Source organism: Streptomyces sp. NPDC050617 (assembly GCF_040654795.1).
In the GTDB taxonomy this organism is placed as follows: domain Bacteria; phylum Actinomycetota; class Actinomycetes; order Streptomycetales; family Streptomycetaceae; genus Streptomyces.
Genome location: NZ_JBFAIS010000036.1, coordinates 35,424 through 58,636, shown reverse-complemented (window position 1 = coordinate 58,636; position 23,213 = coordinate 35,424). Strand labels below are relative to the sequence as shown.

Genomic DNA, 23,213 nt, shown 5'->3' with positions numbered 1-23,213 from the left:
GCAAGCGGGCAAGCAGGCGTGGAGACACGAGGCGACGATTCCAGCGCCTTTAGGTCAAGGTTGTTGACCTTAATCGCGAGCATAGGGAGGTGCGGGCTAATATGTCAACATGCTTGACCTTAATCGTCCGGACGGCTTCGACCGCGACTTCACCCTCTTCTACTTCGCCTACCGCGCCTTCACCGGCGCGGCCGACGAGGCTCTGGACCGGCACGGCATGGGCCGCGCCCATCACCGCATCCTCACCTTCCTCGCGTACTCCCCCGGCATGAGCGTGGGCGAGCTGTGCGCCACCCTGCGGCTCACCAAGCAGGCGATCAACGGGCCGCTGCGCAGGCTCATCACCGAGGAGATGGTGCGGGTCGCGCCCGGAGCGGACGACCGCCGACGCAAGGAACTGCACCTCACGACGCGCGGCGAGGAGCTGGAACGCGAACTGCACGAGCGGCAGCGGGAGCTGTTCGCCGAGGCTCTGGAGGAGTCGCTGGGCGCGGCGGGGCCGGATGCGGCGGATGGCTGGCGAGCCGTCATGACCCCGCTGGCCGGGGAGGATTGGGCTCGCTTCACCCGGTCCGTAGCCGAGCGCGAGGGCTCGGCGTAAGGGGCTTCACCGCTCGCACCCCGGCGGCCACCGCTCGTACCACCGCTGGTCCGCCTCCAGTTGGGCGGCGAGCGAGATCAGCAGGGGTTCGCTGTCCGCCGGGCCGAGGAGCTGCGCGCCGACCGGCAGCTCCGCCCCGTCCGCTGCCACGAACCCGGCGGGCACGCTGACGCCTGGCCAACCCAGCACGTTCCACGGCCAGTTGTACGGGCATGCCGTGATCATCGCCTCGTCCGTGCGCCAGCTGCCGAGCCCGGACAGCGCCCCGATCCGCAGCGGCGGCACGGCCGTCGTCGGCGTCAGCACCACGTCGAACCGCCGGAAGATCTCCCCGACCCTGCGCCGCAGCGGGTCCTCCGCCGCCCGCGCCAGCCGCTGCACCCCGCCTGCGCCGAGGAGCAGCCCGTTACGGGCGTTGGCGCGCGTACGCGGATCCAGCAGCCGCGCCTGCGGCACCCGCTCCGCCCACTCCCGTACGCCCGCGGTCGAGCGCGGCACGAAGGTCAGCCCGATCGGTCCGTACCGCGGGTCCGCCTCCGCCACCTCGTGCCCGAGCGCCGCCAGCCGCTCCGCGACGCGCAGCACCCGGGCCCGTACGGCCGGGTCGAGCCGGTGGCGTACCGCCGCGAAGGCGGGCCGGAAGGACAGCGCGATCCGCAGCCGCCCCGGATCGCGGGCGGCCGCCGAGCGGACGTCGACAGCGGGCGGGATGTGCCGGTCGCCGGGGTGCCGGCCGCTGACGACGTGCAGGAGGAAGGCGGCGTCGGCGACCGTACGGGCCAGCGGGCCGAAGCAGGTGATGCCCCGGAACGACTCGGGTTCCGGCCAGGTCGAGATCCGGCCGCGCTGCGGTTTGACGCCGACCAGGTTGGTCCAGCCCGCCGGGATGCGGACCGACCCCGCGCCGTCCGAGCCGAGCGCCGCGGGCACGATCCCGGCGGCGACGGCCGCCGCCGCGCCGCCGGAGGACCCGCCGGGCGTGTGCTCGGGGCTCCAGGGGTTGCGGGTCTCGCCGAAGGCGGCGCCCTCGGTGTGCGGCCACTGGCCCAGTTCCGGGGTGTTCGTCTTGCCGACGATCACGGCTCCGGCCGCCCGCAGCCGCCGTACGGCCTCGCTGTCGGCGGACTTCGGCGGAAAATCCCCCCGGCAGCCGAACGCCGTGGGCTCCCCCGCCACATCCATGTCGTCCTTCACCGCGACCGGCACGCCGAGCAGCGGCAGCCGCTCCCCCGCCGCCAGCCGCCGGTCGGCGGCGCGCGCCTCGGCGAGGGCGGCCTCGGCGCGTACGAGCCGGAAGGCGTTGACGGTGGGCTGGGTACGGGCGATGTGCGCGAGGGCGCGTTCGGTGAGGGATTCCGCGCTGACCCGGCCCTCGGCGAGGGCTCGGGCCTGGTCGGCGAGGGTGTGGGCGGGGCCGGCTGACGTACGGGCGCGATCGGCCGACGTACGAGCGTGATCGGACGGCGTACGGGCATGATCGGCCGGCGTACGAGCGCGATCGGACGGCGTACGACCGTGATCGGCCGGCCCGCGCGGTATGAAGCCGGTCACGGTGCTCTCCCTCATGACGGGTGCCGCTCGGACCAACGAACCGTAACCGGGGGCGACTTGCCCGCGCACCGGCATTCTCCGGCCCGCGTGTCCTGAATCACTCCCCCTTTACCGGGCCGTGCGCCGGCCGCACTGTGAGGGGATGGGAGGGGCGTAGGGAACACGAGACGAGAGTTGGCGTACATGGCGGAGATCGCGGCGAGCCGGGCCGGTACGGGCACGGGCACGAGCACGAGCACCGGCGGGCCTTCCGACAAGAACAAGATCGTCGAGCAGGTGGTCGGCTGGGCCCTGGTCGTGGTGCTGGCGATGCTGGTGACGCAGTTGGGGCTGTTCTAGCCTCCAGGTAGCACCACTGGCGGCTTCTGGTTCGCCGGATGGGCACGGACTTGGCGGGCCACAACGATGGCCTGCATGAGCCTCTGGAACCGAAGAACCCTCGCCTTCCCACTGGCGGCAGCCGCCGCGGCACTGGCGATGACGGCCCCCGGCGCGGAAGCCGCTGGGACGGTCACTGGAACAGCCACTGGAACGGCCACGGGAACAGCCACGGGAACGGCCGCTCCGACCGTTCCCGTCACGTGGTCGGCCTGCGAGGGCAAGGGCCTCGACCCGCGCCAGGAGTGCGCGACCGTGTCCGTACCCCTGGACTACCGCGCACCGGACGGCCCCCGCCTCGACCTGGCCGTCTCCCGCATCCGCAGCGAGCACCCCGACCGGCGGCGCGGCGCACTGCTGCTGATCCCCGGCGGCCCCGGCGGTTCGAGCTGGAAGGACCCGAGCGCCAAGCTCGCGAAGCTGCCGCGGTCCGTGCGCGACACGTACGACATCGTCGGCTTCGACCCGCGCGGAGTCGGCCGCTCCGCCCCCATCAGCTGCGGCCTGTCCCATGAGGACGTGGCCCTGACCGCCCTCCGGGCCTGGCCGGGCCCCGGCGGCGACATCTCCCGGAACGTCGCGAGCGCCCGCCGCACGGCCGACGCCTGTCTGCGCGACGGCGGCCCGGTGCTGCGGAGCGTCAGCACCGTCAACGAGGCCCGCGACATCGACAGCGTCCGGCGGGCGCTGGGCCAGGAGAAGCTGTCGGCCTGGGGCGTCTCGTACGGCACGTACGTCGGTTCCGTCTACGCGACGATGTTCCCGGACCGGACCGACCGCGTGGTGCTGGACAGCAACGACGACCCGAACCCCGAGCTCGTGGAGCGCGGCTGGCTGGCGAACGCCGGCGTCGGAGCCGAGGACCGGTTCCCCGACTTCGCGCGCTGGGCCGCGGCCCCGGAACGCGGCGCGGACCGTATCGCCCGCACCCCGGCCGAGGTGCGCCCGCTGTTCCTGCGCCTGGCCGCCCGCCTGGACCGCCATCCGCTCCCCTGGCCGGGCGCCAACCCGGCGGAACTGAACGGCAACGTACTGCGCCAGGCCATGTACGACGCGCTCTACGACGACGGCCGGTTCCCCGCCCTGGCCGAGCTGATAAGCGCCGCGTCCGACCCCGCGCACCGGGCGCTGCCCGCCCCGAACACCCCGCCCGACGCGGCGATGCAGAACACCGCCGCCATGACCGTCGCCACCCTCTGCAACGACGTCTCCTGGCCGAAGTCGGTCCCCGCCTACGCCGAGGCCGTCGCCGCGAACCGCGCCCGCTACCCGCTCACCGCGGGCCAGCCGGCGGGCATCACCCCGTGCGCCTTCTGGCCCGCCGCCCCGGTCGACAAGCCCGTACGCGTCACCCCCCGCGGCCCCTCCGACATCCTCCTCGTCCAGAACCTCCGCGACCCCGCGTCCCCCTACAGCGGCGCCCTGAACCTGCGCCGCGCCTTCGGCGACCGCGCCCGCATGATCGCCGTCGACGCGGGCGGCCACGGCTCCTACCTCGCCCACGGCAACGCCTGCGGCGACGCCCTCGTCACCGACTACCTCGTTACGGGGCAGCGGCCGGGGCGGGATGTGACCTGCCGCTCGTAGGCCGGATTACGGGGCCGGGGCCCGGTTGTCAGTGGGGCTTTGTACGCTGCTGTCCACAAGGGGGGTGGTTGCGGTGTCACTGACGGATGAGGTCGCCGCGGTTCACGGGCAGCGGGGGCGGCCGGCCGCGATGGTCGGGGAGCTGCGGCGCACGGCGGTGCTGGTCCCGACGGAGCCGACGGGCGTGCCCGGCGAGGACGGGCTGCTGTCGGTGGAGTTCGGGGGAATCCGCTGGATCTGCGCGTTCACGGACGAGGCGGCCCTGGCGCGATTCGCCGCGGCCCGCGGGGGCGGCGGGCTCGGTGGATCCGGTGGATCCGGTGGGCCTTATGGGCCTGATAGGTCTCAGGGGTCCGATGGGGCTGATGGGCCCGGCGGGTCCGGCGGAGGCGGGTGGTCCGATGGACCCGATGGGTCCGGCGGGGTCGCGGACTGGGAGTACAGGACCGTGCTCGGGGCCCGGTTGCTGGACGTCGTCGTGCCTGCCGTCGGCGTCCCGGCGGGGGTGGCGCTGGACGTCGGCAGCGAGCGTCCGATGATGTTCCCGCCGGTGGTGGGCATCGTGCCGGACGCCGTCGCGGTCGACGCGCCGGAGAACTGGCGGCCGGCGGACCCGGAGGCTCCGAACGGCCCGGCGGGCTGCTCCCCCGAGGGCTCGCGATGAGCGGCGGGGACGGTCTCAAGGCCGGCAAGGAAGCGCTGGACAACATCTCCAAGGGCCTGGACGGGGCGATCGCCGAGCTGAAGAAGGTGGGTTCGCCGGGCGACGCGGCCGTCGGGCGCGGCTTCTCCGAGCTCGCCCTGAGCGGCCTGGAGGCCGGGCACGAGGACCTGACCTCGTCCTTCAAGTCGTTCTGCGACCGGTGGGAGTGGGGCGTACGGGCCCTGGTGCGCGACGGCAACGAGTTCGCCCACCGGGTGGGCCTGGCCGCGGGCTACTACCACGAGACCGACGAGTACATCTCGAACACCCTCAAGGTCACCACGAACGCGGTCATGGGCAACCCGCATCTGACGGAGGAGCAGGTCGAGCAGCAGTCCTGGGGCCAGACGCTGTCCGACAACCCGTACACGCAGGTGCGGGACGCGGACTACAGCGCGAAGTCCTTCCAGGACGCGGCCGGGAACGCGAAGGAGACGTGGTCGAGGACTGCCGACGACGTCCAGTCGGGCTGGGGGCTCGGCCCCGTCGGCCCCGCCGCCCATGTCGTGAGCAAGATCGAGGACTACGGCTGATGGGGGTCATGGACTGGATCGACAAGGGCGGCGACTGGGTCGAGGGGAAGGTCGAGCAGGGCAAGAAGCTCGTCGGCGAGGGCGTCGAGTACGCGACCCACAAGGTCAGCGACGGCCTTGACTACGTCGGCCTGCACGACTGGGCGGAATCGGTCGAGGACTGGGGCGACGAGACCGCCTCCGACCTCGGCGCGGAGGTCGACGAGAAGCAGCTCGGGCAGACCGAGGAGGCCGACGAGCTGATCCACGGCGACGTGAAGCGGATCGAGGCGGCGGCCGAGCACCTCAAGAAGTTCCACACCGCGTTCGACTCCGTGCACGCCGGGCTGCTGAAGGTCGGCTCCGCGGAGTGGGAGGGCGAGGGCAAGGAGGCGTTCGCCAAGAAGTTCGCGGAGCATCCGAAGAAGTGGGCGCGGGCCGCCGACGCCTGCGAGGACGCCGCGGGCGCGCTGACGGCGTACGGGCACACGGTCACCTGGGCGCAGAAGCAGGCCAAGGAGGCGGTGCGCCTCTATAAGAAGGGCAAGGCCGCGTCCAAGGAGGCCGTGGACGCGCACAACAAGAAGGTCGACGCCTACAACGCGAAGGTCGACAAGGGCGAGGACCCGGGGCCGAAGCCGGGCGAGTTCCACGATCCGGGGGTGGCGGACGGCAAGGAGGCGCAGCGCATCCTCGCCGAGGCGCGTAAGCAGCGCAATACGGCGGCCGCCACCGCCAAGTCGAAGATCGACGCCGCGACGAAACTCGCCCCGGAGAAACCGGAGTTCCACGACCGGATGGCCGGGGACGCGCTCGACGGGTTCGAGGGCGGCCAGGTCGAGCTGCTGCACTTCACCGGCGGCGTCGTCCGCTCGGGTACGGACGTGCTGAAGTTCGCCCGCGGCCTCAACCCGACGGACCCGTACAACCTCACGCACCCCGCGGCGTACCTCGACACCGTCTCCAACACCGCCGCCGGGATCCTCTCCCTGGCCTCCCACCCGGAACGGCTGCCGGGCGCCCTGCTGGGCACCGGCTGGGGCTCGGACCCGTCGGAGGCGGGCGGGCGGCTGTTCGGCAACATCATCATGGCCGTCGGCACAGGCGGCGCCGGGACGGCGGCGAAGGCGACCGAGGGCGCGGTCCTCAACGCCACCAAGAAGGCGGTGGAGGAGGGCGCGGAGACCGGCGCGCGGCAGGCCGGCAAGGGCGCGGCGCGGCACGAGGCCGAGCGGGGCCCGCACGAGGGCACCCGCCCGGACAGCACGAAGGCCACGAGGGGCACGGACCCGGTCGACCTGGCCTCGGGCCGGATGTTCCTGCCGCAGGTCGATGTGGCGCTGCCCGGCGCGCTGCCGCTGGCGTTCGTACGCAAGGCGCAGTCCGGGTACCGGGCCGGGCGGTGGCTGGGGCCGTCCTGGTCGAGCACGGCGGATCAGCGGCTGGAGATCGATGCCGAGGGCGTGGTGTTCGTCGGCGAGGACGGCATGGTGCTGTCCTATCCGCATCCGGCGCCGGGTGTCGCGACGCTGCCGGTCGAGGGGCCGCGGTGGCCGCTGGAGATTCCGGAGGACGGCGGCTACGCCGTACGGGACCCGGTTGCGGGGCGGACGTGGCACTTCGGGTCGTACGGGGGCGGGGGCGAAGCGGGCGACTCACGCCCGTACGGCGATGGGACCGCCCCGCTGGAACAGATCTCGGACCGCGACGGTCACTGGATCGCCTTCGAACGGGACCCGGAGGGCGCGCCGATCGCGATCGTCCACGACAGCGGCTACCGCGTCCGCGTGACCACCGACACCAGCGACGCCAGCGACGCCACGGACGGCAGCGACGCCACGGACGGCGGGCCGCGCATCACGGCGCTGCACCTGGTGGGCGGCGGGCCGGGCGGCGCCGACGTGGAACTGGTGCGGTACGGCTACACCGGCGGCGACCTCACGGAGGTGGTCAACTCCTCCGGGCTGCCGCTGCGGTTCGAGTACGACGAGCGCGGGCGCATCACGGCCTGGACGGACCGCAACGACAGCCGCTACGAGTACATGTACGACGACTGGGACCGCTGCGTCTTCGAGTCCGGGTCCGAGGGCCACATGCGGGCCGCTCTGGAGTACGGGCCGCGCGATCCGGAGACCGGTCTGAGCGTCACGACCCTCACCAACTCCCTCGGCCACACGAGCCGTTACGTCGTCAACCAGGCGCTTCAGGTCGTCACAGAGATCGATCCCACGGGGGCGGCGGTCCACTCGCGGTGGGACCGCTACGACCGGCTGTGCGCGCGTACCGACGCGCTGGGCCGCACCACCGAGTTCCGCCGTGACGAGGCGGGCCGGCTGACCGAGGTGGTCCGCCCGGACGGCCGCGCGGCCACGGCCTCGTACAACGAGCTGGGCAAGCCGGAGACGATCACGGATCCGGACGGCACGACGTGGCGCCAGACGTTCGACGACGCGGGCAGACGCACCTCCGTCACCGACCCCGCGGGGGCGACGACCCGCTTCACGTACGACGCGCTGGGCCATCCCGCCTCGGTGACGGACGCGCTCGGCGCCACCACCCGCATCCGGTGCGACGCGGCCGGGCTGCCGGTGGAGATCACCGATCCGCTCGGCGGCACGACCAGTTACCGGCGGGACGCCTTCGGCCGTATCACCGCTGTCGTCGACCCGGTGGGCGCGACGACCCGGCTGTCCTGGTCGGTGGAGGGGAAGCTGGTGCGCCGCGTCGAGGCGGACGGTTCCGAGCAGTCCTGGACGTACGACGGCGAGGGCAACTGCACGTCGCACACCGACGCGCTCGGCGGCGTGACCCGCTCCGAGTACACGCATTTCGACCAGCTCAGCGCGCGGACCGGGCCGGACGGGGTGCGCCACGAGTTCCGGCACAACACGCAGCTCCAGCTCGTCGGGGTGGTCAACCCCCAGGGCTTGGAGTGGAGTTATGAGTACGACCCGACGGGCCGCCTCCTCGCCGAGACGGACTTCGACGGGCGCACGCTGACGTACGCGCACGACGCGGCGGGCCGCCTCACGTCCCGTACCGACGCGCTGGGGCAGACCATCGGCTACGAGCACGACGTGCTCGACCGCGTCGTGGCGAAGGACGCGGCAGGGCAGGTCACGCGGTTCCGGCACGACGCGGCGGGCCGGCTCGTGGAGGCGGCGGGTCCGGACGCGACGCTCGTCTACGGCCGCGACCGGCTGGGCCGGGTCAAGTCGCAGACGTGCGACGGCCGCACGATGACCTTCGCCTACGACGAACTGGGCCGCCGCACGCGCCGGGTGACCCCTTCGGGCGCGGTCAGCACCTGGTCGTACGACGCGGCGGGCCGCCGCACCTCCGTATCCGCCTCCGGGCACGCTTTCGCGCTGGAGCACGACGCGGTGGGGCGGGAGGTCGAGCGCCGCTTCGGCGACGAGCTGTCGCTGACCCAGGTCTGGGACCCGGCGGGCCGCCTGACGGAGCAGTCCGTGACGGCGGGCCCCTCCGGCGCCCCGCTCCAGTCCCGCGCGTACACCTACCGCCGCGACGGCAACCTCACGGCCGTCGACGACCTGCTCTCCGGCCCGCGCGCCTTCGGGCTCGACGCGACGGGCCGCGTCACGTCGGTCGACGCTCCCGGCTGGACGGAGCGCTACGCGTACGACGCAGCGGGCAACCAGTCGAAGGCCGACTGGCCGGCGGACCATCCGGGGGCGGAGGCGAGGGGCGCCCGCACCTATACGGGGACCCGCGTCACGCGGGCGGGCGGCGTCCGCTACGAGTACGACGCGCTGGGCCGCGTCGTACTCCGCCAGAAGACGCGCCTCTCCCGGAAGCCGGACACCTGGCGCTACGAGTGGGACGCGGAGGACCGCCTCACCTCCGTGACCACCCCGGACGGCACCCGCTGGCGCTACCGCTACGACCCGCTGGGCCGCCGCACGGCGAAACAGCGCCTGACGGAGTCCGGCGAGGTGGCGGAACAGACCGACTTCACCTGGGACGGCCCCACCCTCACCGAACAGACCACGACCACCTCCGCCCACCCCAACGCCGTCACCCTCACCTGGGACCACAACGGCCTCCAGCCGATCGCCCAGACCGAACGCATCACGGCGGCCGAGGCGCCGCAGCAGGAAATCGACCAGCGCTTCTTCGCCATCATCACCGACCTGGTCGGCACCCCGAGCGAACTGATCGCCGAGTCCGGCGAAATCGCCTGGCGCAAAAGATCCACCCTATGGGGCACCACCACCTGGCCGGTGGACAGCCCGGCCTACACCCCCCTCCGCTTCCCCGGCCAATACTTCGACCCGGAAACCGGCCTCCACTACAACTACCACCGCCACTACGACCCGGAAACAGCCCGCTACACCACCCCGGACCCCTTGGGGCTGGCACCGGCCCCGAACCCGGTCGCTTACGTTCATAATCCGCACACGTGGGCTGACCCGCTGGGGCTCGCACCGTGCATGCAGGAAACGGATTACATGGAAGACAGCGGAATCCCTTCTGGGGACCCTGTCACCCATGGAAAGAACAGCACTCTGATCGGTTCCGATGGAGCCAGTCAGCGCAACTTTCAAAACGTTCTGAACGCCGGCCATCACGACGTCGTGGCCCATGGCACCCGAGATGGTTTTCTAAAAATGCCGGAGGGGAGCGTAAACGGAGGTCAGATAGTCGATGCAGTAACGAACAATCCGAACTATACTGGCGGGCCGCTACGCCTGATGGTGTGCCACTCTGGAGCTGACACATCAGGAATAGCTCAGCAAGTAGCAAATGAACTCGGCGTAACTGTCACAGCACCCACAAATAAAGTTGGAACCAATCCGATGTTGGGCCCCGGGCAAGTCCCAAAGATTGCAGATTCCGGATACTGGCGCACATTTCTCCCACTGCTGTAGAAGAGGACAAAAATGCAACCGATCGGATTTTTTCGCGAGCTGGAGCCCGACTCTCCTCATACATACAAGGAATCGATCTCAGACTCCATCACCACCGATCAGCCTCACTACCCCAAAGATCAAGTCGTCCAATACCTCGACGCGGGACATCCAATCCTGGACATCATGGAAATGACCGTGGATGTCATTGAGCGTGCATTCCAAACCCCCGGCGGATCATCCATCCTTACGGATGGCAGTTTCATCTGGCGCGCAGACCTGTCGGCTTATATCAAGCACTACTCTATTCGACTTCCGAAGGAGTTCCTTGAATTCATGTCGAAAAACCATTACGAGATGCCAACCCCACCTCACGAACACCTGGTCGAGATCTCCCTGTCCACTTCCGCCTTGTTGGGATTCAGAGATGATCCCGGAGTCGGCCCTCGACCCGACTACAGCTAGGGTCCTCTTATGGTGAACGTTCAATCCGACCAGCCCTGAAATGAGTGGCGGTCGAGTTCACGTTTATTAGGCGTCACGGCCGGCGCAAGTGGATTCCTCTATTGAACTCGCCGCGATGTCATCCGACGGCCTTCGAATGTGCGCCGCCACGACAGACACGACCGAAGGGAACGACTCCTGGATCGCGGGTCGGGGCCCATGAAGTTGAAATTCAGAAAATGGAGCCTTCTTTATTTCCCTGCTGGCGTTACGATCAACACGCAGGACGCGGTTGCCAACTACAACACGGCCGACGATGTATCACTCGTAGACCACCCGCGCCTGCGAAGATTCTTGGTGCGCTTCATGCCCAGTTGGCCGCTGACTTGCTTTTACCTGCACTGGAGCAACGGAATCGACCTGACTAAGGTCGATGAAAGAGTGGCCGTCGGCACGGCCACATACGAAGATTTCGCCGACGCCGTGACCGGTGAGGCGCACGAAATCATGTGCATGGAATGCAGGGAAACCATGCGGGTGGTGACGGCCGCTCCGGAACTTCCGCTGTTCACGCTGGAAGAGAAGAAGGAGAAGCGTCCGACGTACCAACCAAATTGCCCAAACTGCGGGAACAAATGGTCAGCGCGAGTCCTGGAGTTCATCGAGTGAGTCCCGATGCTCTGCGACAGCAGGGCCGACCATCGGAAAGCGTCACTCGCTATGATCCGGTAACGCTGGCGCGTCCATCCTCCACCCGAGGGGCTAGGCGCGGGTAGGAGATTACATTGAGAGAGTTCGATAGCGAGCAAGTCAGTACGCTACTGCGCGGCCCACGTTATATTGACGATCCGACAGAGCGGCTGTGCCCCGCATGCGGAAAAGAATCAGTGCGTACTTACGTGTACCGCAAAGCGGGCGAGGTGCGTAAGGTACGCATTACCTACTCATGGTGTGCGTCATGCCGTCGATTCAAAGGGTGGACGGGGCCAGATCTCGGGGACCTTGAATTTTCCGACCCGCTTGACTCGCTTTCCTCGCGGGAACGATCAGAGATGCAGAATGAATTCGATGAGTTCCTGAATACTCTGGACAGGCTGTGGGAACAAGGCGATCTACCGCAGACGTTACGCACGACCCGCTGAATGTTGGACGGATGACGCACTTCACAGACCTGCCGCTGTACAGTTACCCCGGCACTGCGCCGCAGACCCCCCTCAACGTTGGTTGGCTCTCATCGGAGCATGACTATTCGCACGGATCTGCTCCGCATTGTCTACTGCTTCGACTGCGGCGACTTGCGAAGACCCCGGCGAATGTTTACCGCGAGGCCCTGATCCCGTATGGAATTAAGATGACCCAATGGAAGCCGTAGAGATCAAACTAAACGAGCGGGATGTCCGGTATTTGCCGGCGGGAGCTCTCATCATCGATTCGGAGGAGATTGACAATTACAATAGCTCGGATGATGAAGCCCTTGCCGAGCATCCACGCCTGCGACGAATCGTCCTGCGCATCATGCCGCATTGGCCGTTGACGTGCTTCTACCTGCATTGGAGCGATGGAACAGACCTGACGGCGCTCGACGAACGAGTCGCCGCCCGTCTGGCAATTCGAGAAGATTTCCGCGACGCCGTAGCCGGTGAGGCTCTCGGAATGACCTGCCTGAACTGCAGTACCCCCGTCAGAGTAGTCAAGGCGGTCACGGATATGCCGATTTTCACGCTGAAAGAAATGAGGATGAAGCACCCCACGTACAGGCATCACTGCCCAACCTGCGGGACCCCTTGGATGGCACACGTTCTTGAATTTATCGGCGACCCGGCAGAGCAGCCACGTTCCGCATACGGCGAGGAGCCAGTTCACGCTTTCGCACCCGGCAAATAGAGCGGGGTAGCACGAAAGGTGCGCATCACGTAAACGGTCGGGTGCCGATCACTCCGCTGAGCCGGGGTTTTTGCGCTGGTTGGCGTTGAAGCGTGCTTTCTTCTGGCGGTTGCCGCACGTGTTCATGTCGCACCATTTGCGGGTGCGGCTCTGGCTGGTGTCGAAGAAGGCGGCGCGGCAGGTCGGTGATGCGCACAAGGCCAATTTCCCGTCCCGTTCGCCCGCGATGATGCTGATCGCGTCGGCAGCGATCACGCCGAGAGCGTCTTCCACGGAGGAAGCCGAGCCGAGCCGCCAGCGGCGCTCGCCCTCGGGCGTCAGGATCGCCGCGGCCCGGCCCTGAGCGCTGCGGTCGTTGATGACGCCGACGGCAGTCGCGGGGAGAGGGGTCTGGAGCGCGGCAGCTGTCGCGGCGGCGTGGATCGACTCCCGCAGTTCCCGGGCGAGGTCGAGCTGGGCGGTGATGCAGGAGTCCACGGCCAGGCCGTTCACCGCCAGCCAGTCGGCGAGTCGCTGCGGCGTGGGGATGCGCTCCACCGGGTCGCCGAGACGCTCCGACAGAGTTCCCGTGAAGCTGGTCGCCAGCACGCTACCGAGGCGGAAGTCAGGAAACCCAGCACGCATGGAACCACCTTAGCCGGTTGCGGCGTGATCCGGAGAACTGCTAGAACCGCCTTAGCCGGTTCCGCTATGGCCAGGAGGCCCCATGCTCCGCCCAACCAGCGACGTGCAAGCGTTCGAAGCCCACGTGACCGACGCCGACCTCGACGATCTACGCGCGCGATTGGCCGCGGCGCGGCTGCCGGAAACCGAGTCGGTCCACGGTGCCGCGCCCGGCTCCCGCCGATGGGGACAGGGCGTCCCCCTCGCCGAGCTCGTCGATGTCGTGACCTACTGGCGCACTGGGTACAACTGGCGGGCGTTCGAAGAGCGGCTCAACCAGATCGGCCAGTTCCGTACGACCATTGATGATCTGGGAATCCACTTCCTGCACCGCCGATCCGCACGCGCGGATGCCACTCCTCTGATCCTGACGCACGGCTGGCCGGGCAGCATTGCCGAGTTCACCGATGTCGTGGACGAACTGGCAGATCCGAAAGACGCGGGCGCGCCGGCGTTCCATGTCGTGGCCCCGTCGCTGCCCGGATTCGGCTACAGCGACAAACCGGCCGTCACCGGGTGGGGAACCGAGAAGATCGCGGCCGCGTGGGTGGAACTGATGGGAAGGCTCGGCTACAGCAAATTCTTGGCCCACGGCGGCGACTGGGGCGGCAATATCACCACGGTTCTCGGCGGCAGGTTCCCGGCGCACGTCCTCGGTATCCACACCACGTTCGCGGAGGGCCCGCCCGGGTTGGCCACGGACGGGCTGACCGCGGTCGAACGCCAATGGGCCGAGGAGACCCGCGACTTCTGGCGCCACCGCGCGGCGTACGCGAAGCAGCAGGCGACCCGGCCGCAGACCATCGGCTACTCGCTCGTCGACTCACCGGTCGGGCTTCTCGCCTGGATCCTCGACAAGTTCGCCGAGTGGTCAGACACCGAAGACAGCCCGTTCGAGACGATTTCCAGAGACAGCGTTCTTGACGACGTCACCCTGTACTGGCTGACACGGACCGGCGCATCGGCAGCCCGCATCTACTACGAAAGCCACAACTCCCTGGACCCCGAACTCCGGGTCGACGTCCCGTCATCAATCACCATGTATCCCCGCGACATCGAGAAGTGCCCGCGCCCCTGGGCACAGGAGCGGTACCGGCAGATCGTCCGGTGGAGGTCACCCGAGGCCGGGGGACATTTCCCGTCCCTGGAGGTTCCCGAGCATTTCGTCAAAGACCTGCGAGAGGGCCTCGCGGCAGTACTGGCCGCCAATCGGTGAACACCGAAGCGAACGCGGCTGGGCGCCGGAACTCGATCACCGCCTGCCCCCCGACTGCAAATTCAACTGCAACTGTCGTTCAATCCCAGACGGAATTCTCAGCCACTGTGATCCACAAGGTGGAGTTCGCCGAGGCTTGGGACCGGGCATCGTGGCCTGGCTGACCATCGATTCCCCGGACTGCTCCGGGTCGGCGAGGATCATCGCCGAGCGCCTGGACCACACCGGCGCTTCCTAGTCGGTCGAGCAGTCCAGGAGGCGCCCGTCGGCGGTGCCGATGAGCAGTCGGCCGGGTTCCGGGACGGTCAGCGCGGTCGGCATGACGGGGACTCCGGCGACCGTCAGATGCCGACGCCAGCGGACGCTGCCGTCATGGAGGGCGAGCGCGACGACCTCGCCATCCTTGTACGTGACGTAGGCGGTCTCCGTGTCGCAGTCGAGGTCGGTGGCCTTATGGTCCGTCCGAAAGACCCACTTCGGCTCAGCGTCGGCCACCATGCGCCGCACGACGAACGAGCCGCCGGGCTGCAGCCCTCGGCCGTGGTGGACGGTGCCGGCATGGATCAGGTCGCCGTCGGCGGTCTCCGCCCCGGGGCCGGCGAAGTGCGTCTCGCCCGGCTTCCAGGAGTAGGGAAACAGCCGGTGGGCCTCCTCCTTCTTCGGCTCACGCGGGCGTTCGGCTACCGGTACGGATCCCAGTTCCGCTGCCACAAGCCAGACTTCACGTGCTCCGGGCTCCCGCCGGCCCTTGTCGCGAGTCTTTCGAGTCTCACGAGTGATTTCCCGAAAGTAGATCCGGCTGCCACGCCGGATACGCAACCTGTTCCGACCCTCGTGCTGCCCAACAGGGGCGAGAGCAGGCAGGCCGTCGGCGCATCGCACCAGTGACGTCGGGCTGGAGGGGGTGATGTGGCCGAGCTGTGCCCCGTCCTGGAGCGCGAGCCGGAGCACGGCCTGGGCACGCTCCTCCCACGAAGGCCGTGCCAGAGCGACCCAGACCGATCGCCCATCCGCGGCGACGACGATGTCACGGCCGCCAGCGCCGTCGTCCCGGACAGCCCACTGCCGCCGCCCGGAGGGCAGCCAGGACTCCAACTGAAACCCGTCCAGCGTGGCCACGATCCTGCCGTCGGGCAGTTCCTCGACCGCGCGAACGTTGCGTCGCGGGTCCCAGTCCGTGCTCAGACCGGAGACCATCCGGCGAGCGTCCTCTCGACTCTCGGTTCGCGGGGCCGCCACCCGTGGTCCGGCCAGATCATGTGCGGTGACCGACTGGGGCGGTACGGCCCTCCAGTCGGGTCGGCGCACCACCGCGACATGTCCTTCGTTCCACGCGTCCTTGTCGTGCCAGTCGTCAGGCGGTGCCATCAGCACGCGCAGTTCCTGTGCACTGAGCCATTCCAGGCCCAGGACCTGGCGCCCCAGCCCGGGTTCGATGAGCGACGTGACGCCGCCCGTCTCCCAGTCCAGCAGGAGCAGTTGCCCTTCGAAGAAGTAGCCGCCGTCGTAGTCCCCCGTACCGACCGCCAGGAGGGGGAGCTCGGGATGGAAGGCCAACGCGTGCACGCGATAGCCCGTACGGAGAAGGGCACGGCAGGCCAGATCACCGGTGCCATAGACACCGACCGGTGTGGATATGCCGAACTCCTGCACGTCCGCCACTGGTCCACGCGTACCTGCCACCGCCAGCAGACCGCGGCGCTCGTCCTCGACGGCAAGGGCGGGTTCACCGATCTCGGCGAAGGGACGGTCACCGAGGATTCGGTCGACACGGAACGAATTGGTCATGACGATGATCTTCTCAACGGCCGGTCCCCCTGGCCACGGCACCCCTCACCCCGCCGCCAGCACGAACCACACCCCTTTCCCCCGCATGCCCCCCGACCCCAGCGGAGCGCCCTGGCATACGCCCCACTTGTCCGCCAGCGCGCCCACCAGGTGCAGGCCCCTGCCGTGTTCGTCGAGGTCGGGGGCCGGGTGGGAGGTCGGTTCGGTGGGGTTGTCGTCGTAGACCGTTACGCGGACCGTGGGGAGTTCGATGGCCAGCCAGAGGACGGAGCCCGCGCCCCTGGCGTGGAGGTAGGTGTTGGTCACCAGTTCCGACGTGCACAGGGCCGCCGCGTCCACGGCCGCCGTCAGGTCCAGGGTGCGCAGGACCGAGGTGACGAAGTCGCGGGCCACGCGCGGGGAGGTTCTGCGGGGCGGGCAGTAGAGCGTGTACGAGTGCGGCACCGCGAGGCCGTCAGCAGGGCAGGCGGCATTAACTCCCATGGGGGGCTTCTCTCTGTGGGGGCCGTGCTGGGTGCGCTTCCGACTCACGGGCAGGCCAAGGGAGTTGGGCAGCGGATCGCGACCCGTACCCTTGCGTGAGGGATACGTTACAGACCGTATGGTGCAACATTGGCGCGGCGCAACCTTGTTAGTTAAATCGCCGACGACCGACCCGTGATGGTGACACCGTGAAACGGCACGCCCAGTCGGGCCACCAGGAAGAGGAACCATGCCGCTGAGGACCAGCGTCACAGCACGCCAGGAGCGCCTCGGCACAGAGTTGCGCCGGATGCGCGAAGCGGCGGGCATCACCGCGCGCGACACAGCGAAGGCACTCGGCACCGATCCGGCGAAGGTCAGTCACTTCGAGTCCGGCCGTATGGGCGTGAGCGAAGAGCGGCTCCGCCGCCTCGCCGCCTTCTACGAGTGCGGTGACGCCGACCTCATCGACGCGCTGTCGGCCATTACCTACGAACAGCGCGGTCAGGGCTGGTGGGAGGAGTACCGGGAAGTCCTCCCACTGCGCTCCCTCGACCTGGCGGAGCTGGAACAGCACGCCTTCGGACTCCGACAGTTCGAAGTCATCCATATCCCGGGGCTGCTCCAGACCGAGGACTGTGCCCTGGCCGTCTTCGCCTATACGGTCCCCGAGTTGCCGGTGTCCGAGATCGAACCGAGGCTCGCGTACCGCATGCGCCGCCAAGCGGTCCTCGACCGGCAACCGGAGCTTCCGTACGACGTCGTCATCCACGAGGCCGCGCTACGCACCAAAGTCGGCAGCACGAAGGTGGCCCGCGCCCAGCTCGACCACATCCTGGCGGTCTCGGAACGGGACAACGTGACCATGCGCGCCGTCCCGTTCGGCGTGGAAGGCTTCGCGGGCTCCGGCTACGCCATGCTCCACGCGTGCGGGCCGGTTCCCCGGCTGGACACCATTCAGCTCGACGCCGCGCACGACAGCGTCTTCCTGGACACTCGGCCCCAACTCGACAAGTACCGAGCCATCTTCGAGAAGGTCGCGGCTGCCTCGCTCCCGGCCGACGAGTCGCGGGACTTCGTCTACCGCATCGCGCAAGAACTCTGAGAGGACCCACCGTGACCACGCCCGAAACGATCGAATGGCAGAAGTCCTCCTACTCCGGAGGCGGGGAGAACAACAACTGCGTCGAGGTCGGCATAGCCGCCGGCCGCGTCCACCTCCGCGAGAGCGATGCCCCCGCCGTCGCCGTCACCACCACACCCCTCGCCCTGGCCGGGCTCCTCCGCCTCGTCCGCGAAGGCCGACAGGGGCGGCCCTCGGCTCGTGAAGGTTTCTTTCCCGGAATATGAGCGGACGATGACGGGCGGCGTTCGGCGGTCATCCGGCTGATTCTCTCGGTGCATGAGCAACGCGAACAGCACTAGCAGCACGAACAGCAGTAACAGCAGTAACAGCAGCACTAACGACGCAATCAGCACGAGCAGCGGTGAGAAGCGCCGCTCCCCCTATCGCCCCGTCCTGGCCGCCGTCGCCTCCGTCGCCGCGCTCGGTCTGGCGCTGGTCGGCTGCGGGCAGCAAGGTGGCGGGTCGGGCTCCGGGGCGTCCGACGAGCACAAGCAGAAGGCGGCCTCGGGCGGCGGGGCGAAGGTGTTGTGGGTGGGGGACTCCATCGCCGGGGCCGAGGCTCCGGCGATCGGCGCGGCGCTGGAGGCGAGCGGCGTGAAGTTCAAGGACGCCTCGTCCGACGGCGGCGGCACGGTCGTGGACAGCGGCGAGGAGATCACACGGATGATCTCCGGCGACACGTGGAAGCAACTGACCGAGAACATCAAGGTGTTCAAGCCGACCGTGATCGCCTACCAGGTCACCACGTACGACTGGGGAAGCGCGGAGCAGCAGCGCGCCGCGTACGACAAGCTCGTACGCACGGCGAAGGACGCCAAGGCGAAGGTGGTGTTCGTGTCGTCGCCGCCCATCAAGATCGACGACTTCTACAAGCAGCACGAGGCGCAGATGCGTACCGCGCCGAAGACGGCCGAGGAAGTCGCCGGGAAGAGCGGGGGCACGGCGACGTACCTGGACGCCTCGCGGCTGTGGGGCACCGACAGGTCGGCCAAGAAGGCGCAGCGCGGGCCGGACGGTATCCACAACTGCCAGCAGGGCGCGGCCGCCTTCGCCAAGTGGTTCGGCGAGGAGCTCGGCAAGAGCGAAGGGTTCAAGCCCGCGCCCGTCGACAAGTGGGCCAAGGGCGGATGGACCGGTTCCGACCGGTACGGCAAGCTCAAGTGCGAGAGCTGAGGGACTGTGGCAGCCTCATCGGCGGCAGCCCTCGTCCCTGCCGTTCCCGGGCGGCATCGGCTCCCCGGTAGCCGGGGAACCGCCCGTCCCCATGTCTCCGCGCTCGATGGGCTGCGCGGTTTCGCCGTGGCGGCCGTACTGCTCTTCCACGCCGGCCGGCTGGACGGCGGGTTCCTCGGGGTCGATCTGTTCTTCGTCCTCTCCGGGTTCCTGATCACCGGTCTGCTGCTCGGCGAGGCGGCGGACAAGGGCCGGATCGCCCTGGCCTCCTTCTGGTGGCGCCGGGTCCGGCGGCTGATGCCGGCGCTGATCTGCGTAGTGGTCGTCGTCCTCCTCGCCACCTGGGCGTGGGGCGGCCCCACCCTGCTGCGGTTCGCGCTGGACGACACCCCCTGGGTCGGCGCCCAGTCGGTCAACTGGCACTACATCGGCGAGCAGATCGGCTACTGGGACGGCTCCGGCACCCGGGTCTTCGCGCATCTGTGGAGCATCGGCGTGGAGTGGCAGTTCTATCTGGTCTGGCCGCTGATCGTGGCGGTGGCCGCCCGGGGGCGGTACGCCCAGCCGGTCGTCGCCTCCCTCGCCGGGGCGGGCGCCCTGGTCTCGCTCCTCCTGACCGTCTGGCTCGGGACCGCCGTGGACACCACCCGCGCGTACGAGGGCACCGACACCCGCGCCGCCGCTCTGCTCCTCGGGGCGCTGGCCGCCACCGCCCCGCTACGGGCACTCGCGCGCCGGGTGCCGCGCCGCGCGGCCGACCTGATGTGCCTGGGGATCGCGTGCGCCCTCGCCGTGGCCTGGACGGTGACCGGGGGCGAGCGGTCGCCGCTGCTCTTCAAGGGCGGGCTGTTCCTGCACTCGCTCGCCGCCGCCGTGCTCATCGCGCTCCTGACGCACGTACCGGGTACGTACGCGGCGCGCGTCGCGGGCAGTCGGCTCCCGCGGGGCCTCGGCGCGCTGTCGTACAGTCTCTATCTGTGGCACTGGCCGGTCTACCTGCTGTTGCTGCCCCGGCTCTCCGGGGTCGCCTGGCTCGGCGACTGGGGCGCGACGATCATCGCGATCGCGGTGTCACTCGCGGCGGCGGCGCTGACGAAGGCGGGGGTGGAGGACCCGGTGCGGTTCCGGAAGGGCTGGGCTCGCGGCCGGCGCGGAGCGGTCGCCGTGGCCTTGGCGGCGCTCGCGGCAGCCGTGCTGTGGGCGACGGTGCCCGAGCCGGTGACCGGGGCGGGCACGGTCGATGTCGAGCAGTTGCGGTGAGCGGCGTGAAGTCGGCGGCCATATACCCCATACGTCGCGATACGTTCCCCTATGAAGCCCGTGCTGCCCGGAGGTTCCGTCCATGTCCCGCGTCCTGCTGATCGAGGACGACCCGGCCGTACGCCGCGGCATCGTGTTCGGCCTGAACCGCATGGGCCACGAGACCGAGGCGGTCGGCACCGGTGAGGACGGGCTGGAGGCGCTGGCGGCCATCAAGCCCGATCTCGTGCTCCTGGACCTGATGCTGCCGGGGATGAGCGGCCTGGAGGTGTGCCGCCGTATCCGAGAGACCAGCCAGGTCCCCCTCGTCATCCTGTCCGCCCGCGGCGACGACATGGACATCGTCGTCGGTCTTGAGGCGGGCGCCGACGACTACGTCGTCAAGCCGGCCGGCGCCGCGGTCATCGAGGCGCGGATGCGCGCGGTCCTGCGGCGCGTCGCCCCCGCCCAGGACGGCGCCGGCACGACCACCGGCCTGACCCGGATCGGCGACCTGGAGATCGACCGCGACGCGCTCATCGTCCGCAAGAGAGGGGCAGACCTCACCCTCGCCCCCTCGGAGCTGAAGCTGCTGCTCTTCCTCAGCGCCGCCCCCGGGCGCACCTTCAACCGCCAGCAACTCCTGGAGGACATCTGGGAGCACAGCTACTACGGGGACGCCCGCCTGGTCGACGCCTGCGTCATGCGGCTGCGCGGCAAGATCGAGGACGACCCGCGGCGGCCCGTGTACGTCCAGACCGTGCGCGGCTTCGGCTACCGCTTCGGGCCGCTGCCCGCATGAGGCTCCCTCGGTTCGGCGCCCGTACGCAGCTCCCCCGGCCCACCACCCGTACGAAGTCACCACAGTCCTCCTCCCGCACCCAACGCATCAAGCTCACCGCGCCCCGCGGCCTGCGCCCCCGCCTCATCGTCGCGTTCCTCCTCGTCGCCGCGGTCAGCGCGCTCGTCACCGCCACGCTCACCTTCCGCCAGGCCCGCCAGTCGATCCTGGACCGCAGCCAGCACAGCGCCGTGCACGACCTGCGGCTCCAGACCAGTTCGCTCGCCCCGAACCTCCCGGCCGCCCCGACCGACACCGATCTGCGCGCCTTCGCCCGGCAGCTCGACCGCGCCGCCGGCTCCAGTGACTGGCACACCGCCGTCTCCCGCGACGGCGGACCGCTCATCGGCGCCACGGCCGACGTCAGCCGCGCCCTGCGCGCCGCGACGACCAAGAAGGGCGATGCCGCCTTCTACGAGCGCGTCGAGCACGGCGCCGGGCCCCGCCTGGTCATCGGCATGCCCGTCGGCTACACGCGGGACAACCGGCAGTACGCGGGCAAGCCCTCGGGCCTCGTCGTCTACGCCGACCTCTCCCTGGACCGCGAACGTACCGACATCTCCGCGCTCACCACCGCCGCCTGGGCGGGAGCGATCCCGGCGCTGGCGTTCGCCGTCGTCCCCGCCCTGTTCGCCGCCCGCCGCGTCCTGCGGCCCGTACGACGGCTGCGGACCGCGGCCGAGAAGATCACCGAAGGGGCCCTCGACACCCGGCTCGACGCCGTGGGCAAGGACGAACTCGCCGCGCTCACCGGCACCTTCAACACCATGGCCGGCGCGCTGGAACGGAACGACACCAAGTTGCGGCGCATGGAGGCCAACTCCCGCCGGTTCGCCGCCGACGTCACCCACGAACTGCGCACCCCGCTCGCCGCGATGGCCGCCGTCACCGACGCCCTCGACGAGGACGCCCGCTCGGGCAAGCTGCCGGCGGACACCGCCGACGCGGTCCTCCTCATCAGCGACGAGACCCGCAAGCTGACCACGATGGTCGAGGACCTCATGGAGATGTCCCGCTTCGACGCCGGGGCCGCGCTCCTCCACCTGGACGACGTCGAACTGGGCACCCTGATCCACAAGACGCTCCAGCTGCGGGGCTGGCACGACTCGCCGGAGATCGTCACGGACCTCCCCGGCGGCAGTACGTACATCCGCGTCGACGCCCGCCGCGTCGACGTGGTCCTCGCCAACCTCATCGGCAACGCCCTGCGCCACGGCGCGGCCCCGGTCACCGTACGGGCGTCCGTCACCGCACCCGCCATCGTGGGGACGGCCTCCACCGCCCCGGCGACCGGTACCGCCCCGGCGTCCGGTACCGCCCCGGCGGCCGCCACGCCCCGCTCCCTCATCATCGACATCGCCGACAGCGGGACCGGAATCCCCGACGAGGTCCTGACCCATGTCTTCGACCGCTTCTACAAGGCGGACACGGCGCGCACCCGGTCCGAGGGCAGCGGCCTGGGCCTGGCCATCGCGATGGAGAACGTACGCCTGCACCACGGCACCCTCACCGCCGCCAACCTCCCGGCCGGCGGCGCGGTGTTCACCGTGACGCTCCCACAGCCGCCGCCCACGGAGGAGGAGCCGTCGTGAAGCGCTCATTCGGGTGCCTGGCCGCCTTCTTGTCGGCACTCCTGGCGCTCTGTCTGACCGGCTGCGGGGCCGGTTCGACCGGCCCGGTCCGGGCCGGCGCCCCGGCATCCGGAATACGCCCGCCGGGGTCCGAAACCGATCACGCGCAGCTCTACTTCGTCACCCCCCTCGGCCTCCAGTCGGTCACCCGCGAGGTCCCCGAGCCGGCGTCCCCGCAGCAGGCGCTCGACCTGCTCCTCAAAGGTCCCGACGCCGGCGAACGCGCCCGCGGCCTGACGACGGAGGTCCCGCCATTCCACGGACCGCTGGTCGCGCGGGCCGCCGAGGGCGCCGTCGACGTGCGGCTGCCCGTGCCCGTGTCCGCGATGCCCCCCAGCGGCGGCCTCGGCCTCAGCCAGATCGTCTGCACCGCGGCCAACGCCCGCCTGCCCGGCGGCAAGCAGCCACCCGACGTGACCGTACGAATCCACGAGCCCGGTTACAGGACGCCGTGGACCGTGCGCTGCGACGCGGCGGGCGACGTCGTACCGGTCTCCGGCCGCTGAACCCGTGCACCCAGGAGCTCAGGAGCTGAGGAGGCCA

Annotated in this window: 21 protein-coding genes; 17 read left to right on the top strand and 4 right to left on the bottom strand. The window is 69.7% G+C overall.

Features of this window, described 5'->3' with window-relative positions; genetic code table 11:
* Positions 1–109 precede the first annotated feature (109 nt).
* Positions 110–601: a helix-turn-helix domain-containing protein gene (locus AB0I49_RS33700; RefSeq protein ID WP_363230993.1), complete on the top strand. Its 492-nt coding sequence runs from the start codon at positions 110–112 to the stop codon at positions 599–601.
* Between the two features lie 6 nt (positions 602–607).
* On the opposite strand, the gene AB0I49_RS33695 is transcribed toward AB0I49_RS33700, so the two are convergent.
* Complete coding sequence (locus tag AB0I49_RS33695; RefSeq protein ID WP_363230992.1) at positions 608–2,152, bottom strand: amidase; 1,545 nt, start codon at positions 2,150–2,152, stop codon at positions 608–610.
* Between the two features lie 183 nt (positions 2,153–2,335).
* Here AB0I49_RS33695 and AB0I49_RS33690 point away from each other — a divergent pair, with 183 nt between their 5' ends.
* From AB0I49_RS33690 to AB0I49_RS33655, 8 genes are all read left to right on the top strand, one after another.
* Entirely contained in the window at positions 2,336–2,491 is a 156-nt protein-coding gene (locus tag AB0I49_RS33690) for an SCO1431 family membrane protein (protein WP_363230991.1), read from the top strand.
* 75 nt (positions 2,492–2,566) lie between these two features.
* Positions 2,567–4,117, top strand: a complete 1,551-nt coding sequence (locus AB0I49_RS33685) for an alpha/beta hydrolase (RefSeq protein WP_363230990.1) — start codon at positions 2,567–2,569, stop codon at positions 4,115–4,117.
* Positions 4,118–4,190: 73 nt separating this feature from the next.
* Positions 4,191–4,781: a hypothetical protein gene (locus AB0I49_RS33680; protein WP_363230989.1), complete on the top strand. Its 591-nt coding sequence runs from the start codon at positions 4,191–4,193 to the stop codon at positions 4,779–4,781.
* Positions 4,778–5,353, top strand: coding sequence for a hypothetical protein (locus tag AB0I49_RS33675; RefSeq protein ID WP_363230988.1), 576 nt, complete (start codon positions 4,778–4,780; stop codon positions 5,351–5,353). The genes AB0I49_RS33680 and AB0I49_RS33675 overlap by 4 nt, the downstream gene beginning before the upstream one ends.
* Positions 5,353–10,224 (top strand): putative T7SS-secreted protein, encoded by a 4,872-nt coding sequence (locus AB0I49_RS33670; protein ID WP_363230987.1) that lies wholly within the window; start codon positions 5,353–5,355, stop codon positions 10,222–10,224. Before AB0I49_RS33675 ends, AB0I49_RS33670 begins: the two co-directional genes overlap by 1 nt.
* A 12-nt stretch (positions 10,225–10,236) precedes the next feature.
* Positions 10,237–10,668, top strand: coding sequence for a hypothetical protein (locus AB0I49_RS33665; protein ID WP_363230986.1), 432 nt, complete (start codon positions 10,237–10,239; stop codon positions 10,666–10,668).
* Positions 10,669–10,866: 198 nt separating this feature from the next.
* Positions 10,867–11,316 (top strand): hypothetical protein, encoded by a 450-nt coding sequence (locus AB0I49_RS33660; RefSeq protein ID WP_363230985.1) that lies wholly within the window; start codon positions 10,867–10,869, stop codon positions 11,314–11,316.
* Positions 11,317–12,006: 690 nt separating this feature from the next.
* A complete protein-coding gene (locus AB0I49_RS33655; RefSeq protein ID WP_363230984.1) occupies positions 12,007–12,531 on the top strand; it encodes a hypothetical protein in 525 nt (174 codons plus the stop codon).
* Positions 12,532–12,579: 48 nt separating this feature from the next.
* Here AB0I49_RS33655 and AB0I49_RS33650 read toward each other — a convergent pair whose 3' ends face one another.
* Complete coding sequence (locus AB0I49_RS33650) at positions 12,580–13,155, bottom strand: CGNR zinc finger domain-containing protein (RefSeq protein ID WP_363230983.1); 576 nt, start codon at positions 13,153–13,155, stop codon at positions 12,580–12,582.
* A gap of 82 nt (positions 13,156–13,237) precedes the next feature.
* Between AB0I49_RS33650 and AB0I49_RS33645 the strand changes: the two genes are divergently transcribed.
* On the top strand, positions 13,238–14,410 hold the full coding sequence (locus AB0I49_RS33645) for an epoxide hydrolase family protein (protein WP_363230982.1): 1,173 nt from the start codon (positions 13,238–13,240) through the stop codon (positions 14,408–14,410).
* 234 nt (positions 14,411–14,644) lie between these two features.
* Here AB0I49_RS33645 and AB0I49_RS33640 read toward each other — a convergent pair whose 3' ends face one another.
* Together AB0I49_RS33640 and AB0I49_RS33635 are read right to left on the bottom strand one after the other, a co-directional pair.
* Positions 14,645–16,240, bottom strand: coding sequence for a hypothetical protein (locus tag AB0I49_RS33640; protein WP_363230981.1), 1,596 nt, complete (start codon positions 16,238–16,240; stop codon positions 14,645–14,647).
* A gap of 3 nt (positions 16,241–16,243) precedes the next feature.
* Entirely contained in the window at positions 16,244–16,681 is a 438-nt protein-coding gene (locus tag AB0I49_RS33635; protein ID WP_363230980.1) for an ATP-binding protein, read from the bottom strand.
* Between the two features lie 229 nt (positions 16,682–16,910).
* Here AB0I49_RS33635 and AB0I49_RS33630 point away from each other — a divergent pair, with 229 nt between their 5' ends.
* From AB0I49_RS33630 to AB0I49_RS33600, 7 genes are all read left to right on the top strand, one after another.
* The gene (locus AB0I49_RS33630; RefSeq protein WP_363230979.1) at positions 16,911–17,765 is read left to right on the top strand and encodes a helix-turn-helix transcriptional regulator; all 855 of its coding nucleotides are present in this window, start codon (positions 16,911–16,913) and stop codon (positions 17,763–17,765) included.
* An 11-nt stretch (positions 17,766–17,776) separates the two neighbouring features.
* Positions 17,777–18,010 carry a DUF397 domain-containing protein gene (locus AB0I49_RS33625; protein ID WP_363230978.1) on the top strand — a complete coding sequence of 78 codons (234 nt, stop codon included), beginning with the start codon at positions 17,777–17,779 and terminating at the stop codon, positions 18,008–18,010.
* 52 nt (positions 18,011–18,062) lie between these two features.
* Entirely contained in the window at positions 18,063–18,959 is an 897-nt protein-coding gene (locus tag AB0I49_RS33620) for an SGNH/GDSL hydrolase family protein (RefSeq protein ID WP_363230977.1), read from the top strand.
* Positions 18,960–19,085: 126 nt separating this feature from the next.
* Positions 19,086–20,219, top strand: coding sequence for an acyltransferase (locus AB0I49_RS33615; RefSeq protein ID WP_363230976.1), 1,134 nt, complete (start codon positions 19,086–19,088; stop codon positions 20,217–20,219).
* An 82-nt stretch (positions 20,220–20,301) separates the two neighbouring features.
* A complete protein-coding gene (locus AB0I49_RS33610) occupies positions 20,302–21,000 on the top strand; it encodes a response regulator transcription factor (protein ID WP_363230975.1) in 699 nt (232 codons plus the stop codon).
* Positions 20,997–22,631, top strand: coding sequence for an ATP-binding protein (locus AB0I49_RS33605; RefSeq protein WP_363230974.1), 1,635 nt, complete (start codon positions 20,997–20,999; stop codon positions 22,629–22,631). Before AB0I49_RS33610 ends, AB0I49_RS33605 begins: the two co-directional genes overlap by 4 nt.
* Complete coding sequence (locus AB0I49_RS33600) at positions 22,628–23,176, top strand: hypothetical protein (protein ID WP_363230973.1); 549 nt, start codon at positions 22,628–22,630, stop codon at positions 23,174–23,176. The genes AB0I49_RS33605 and AB0I49_RS33600 overlap by 4 nt, the downstream gene beginning before the upstream one ends.
* Positions 23,177–23,213: the final 37 nt, after the last annotated feature.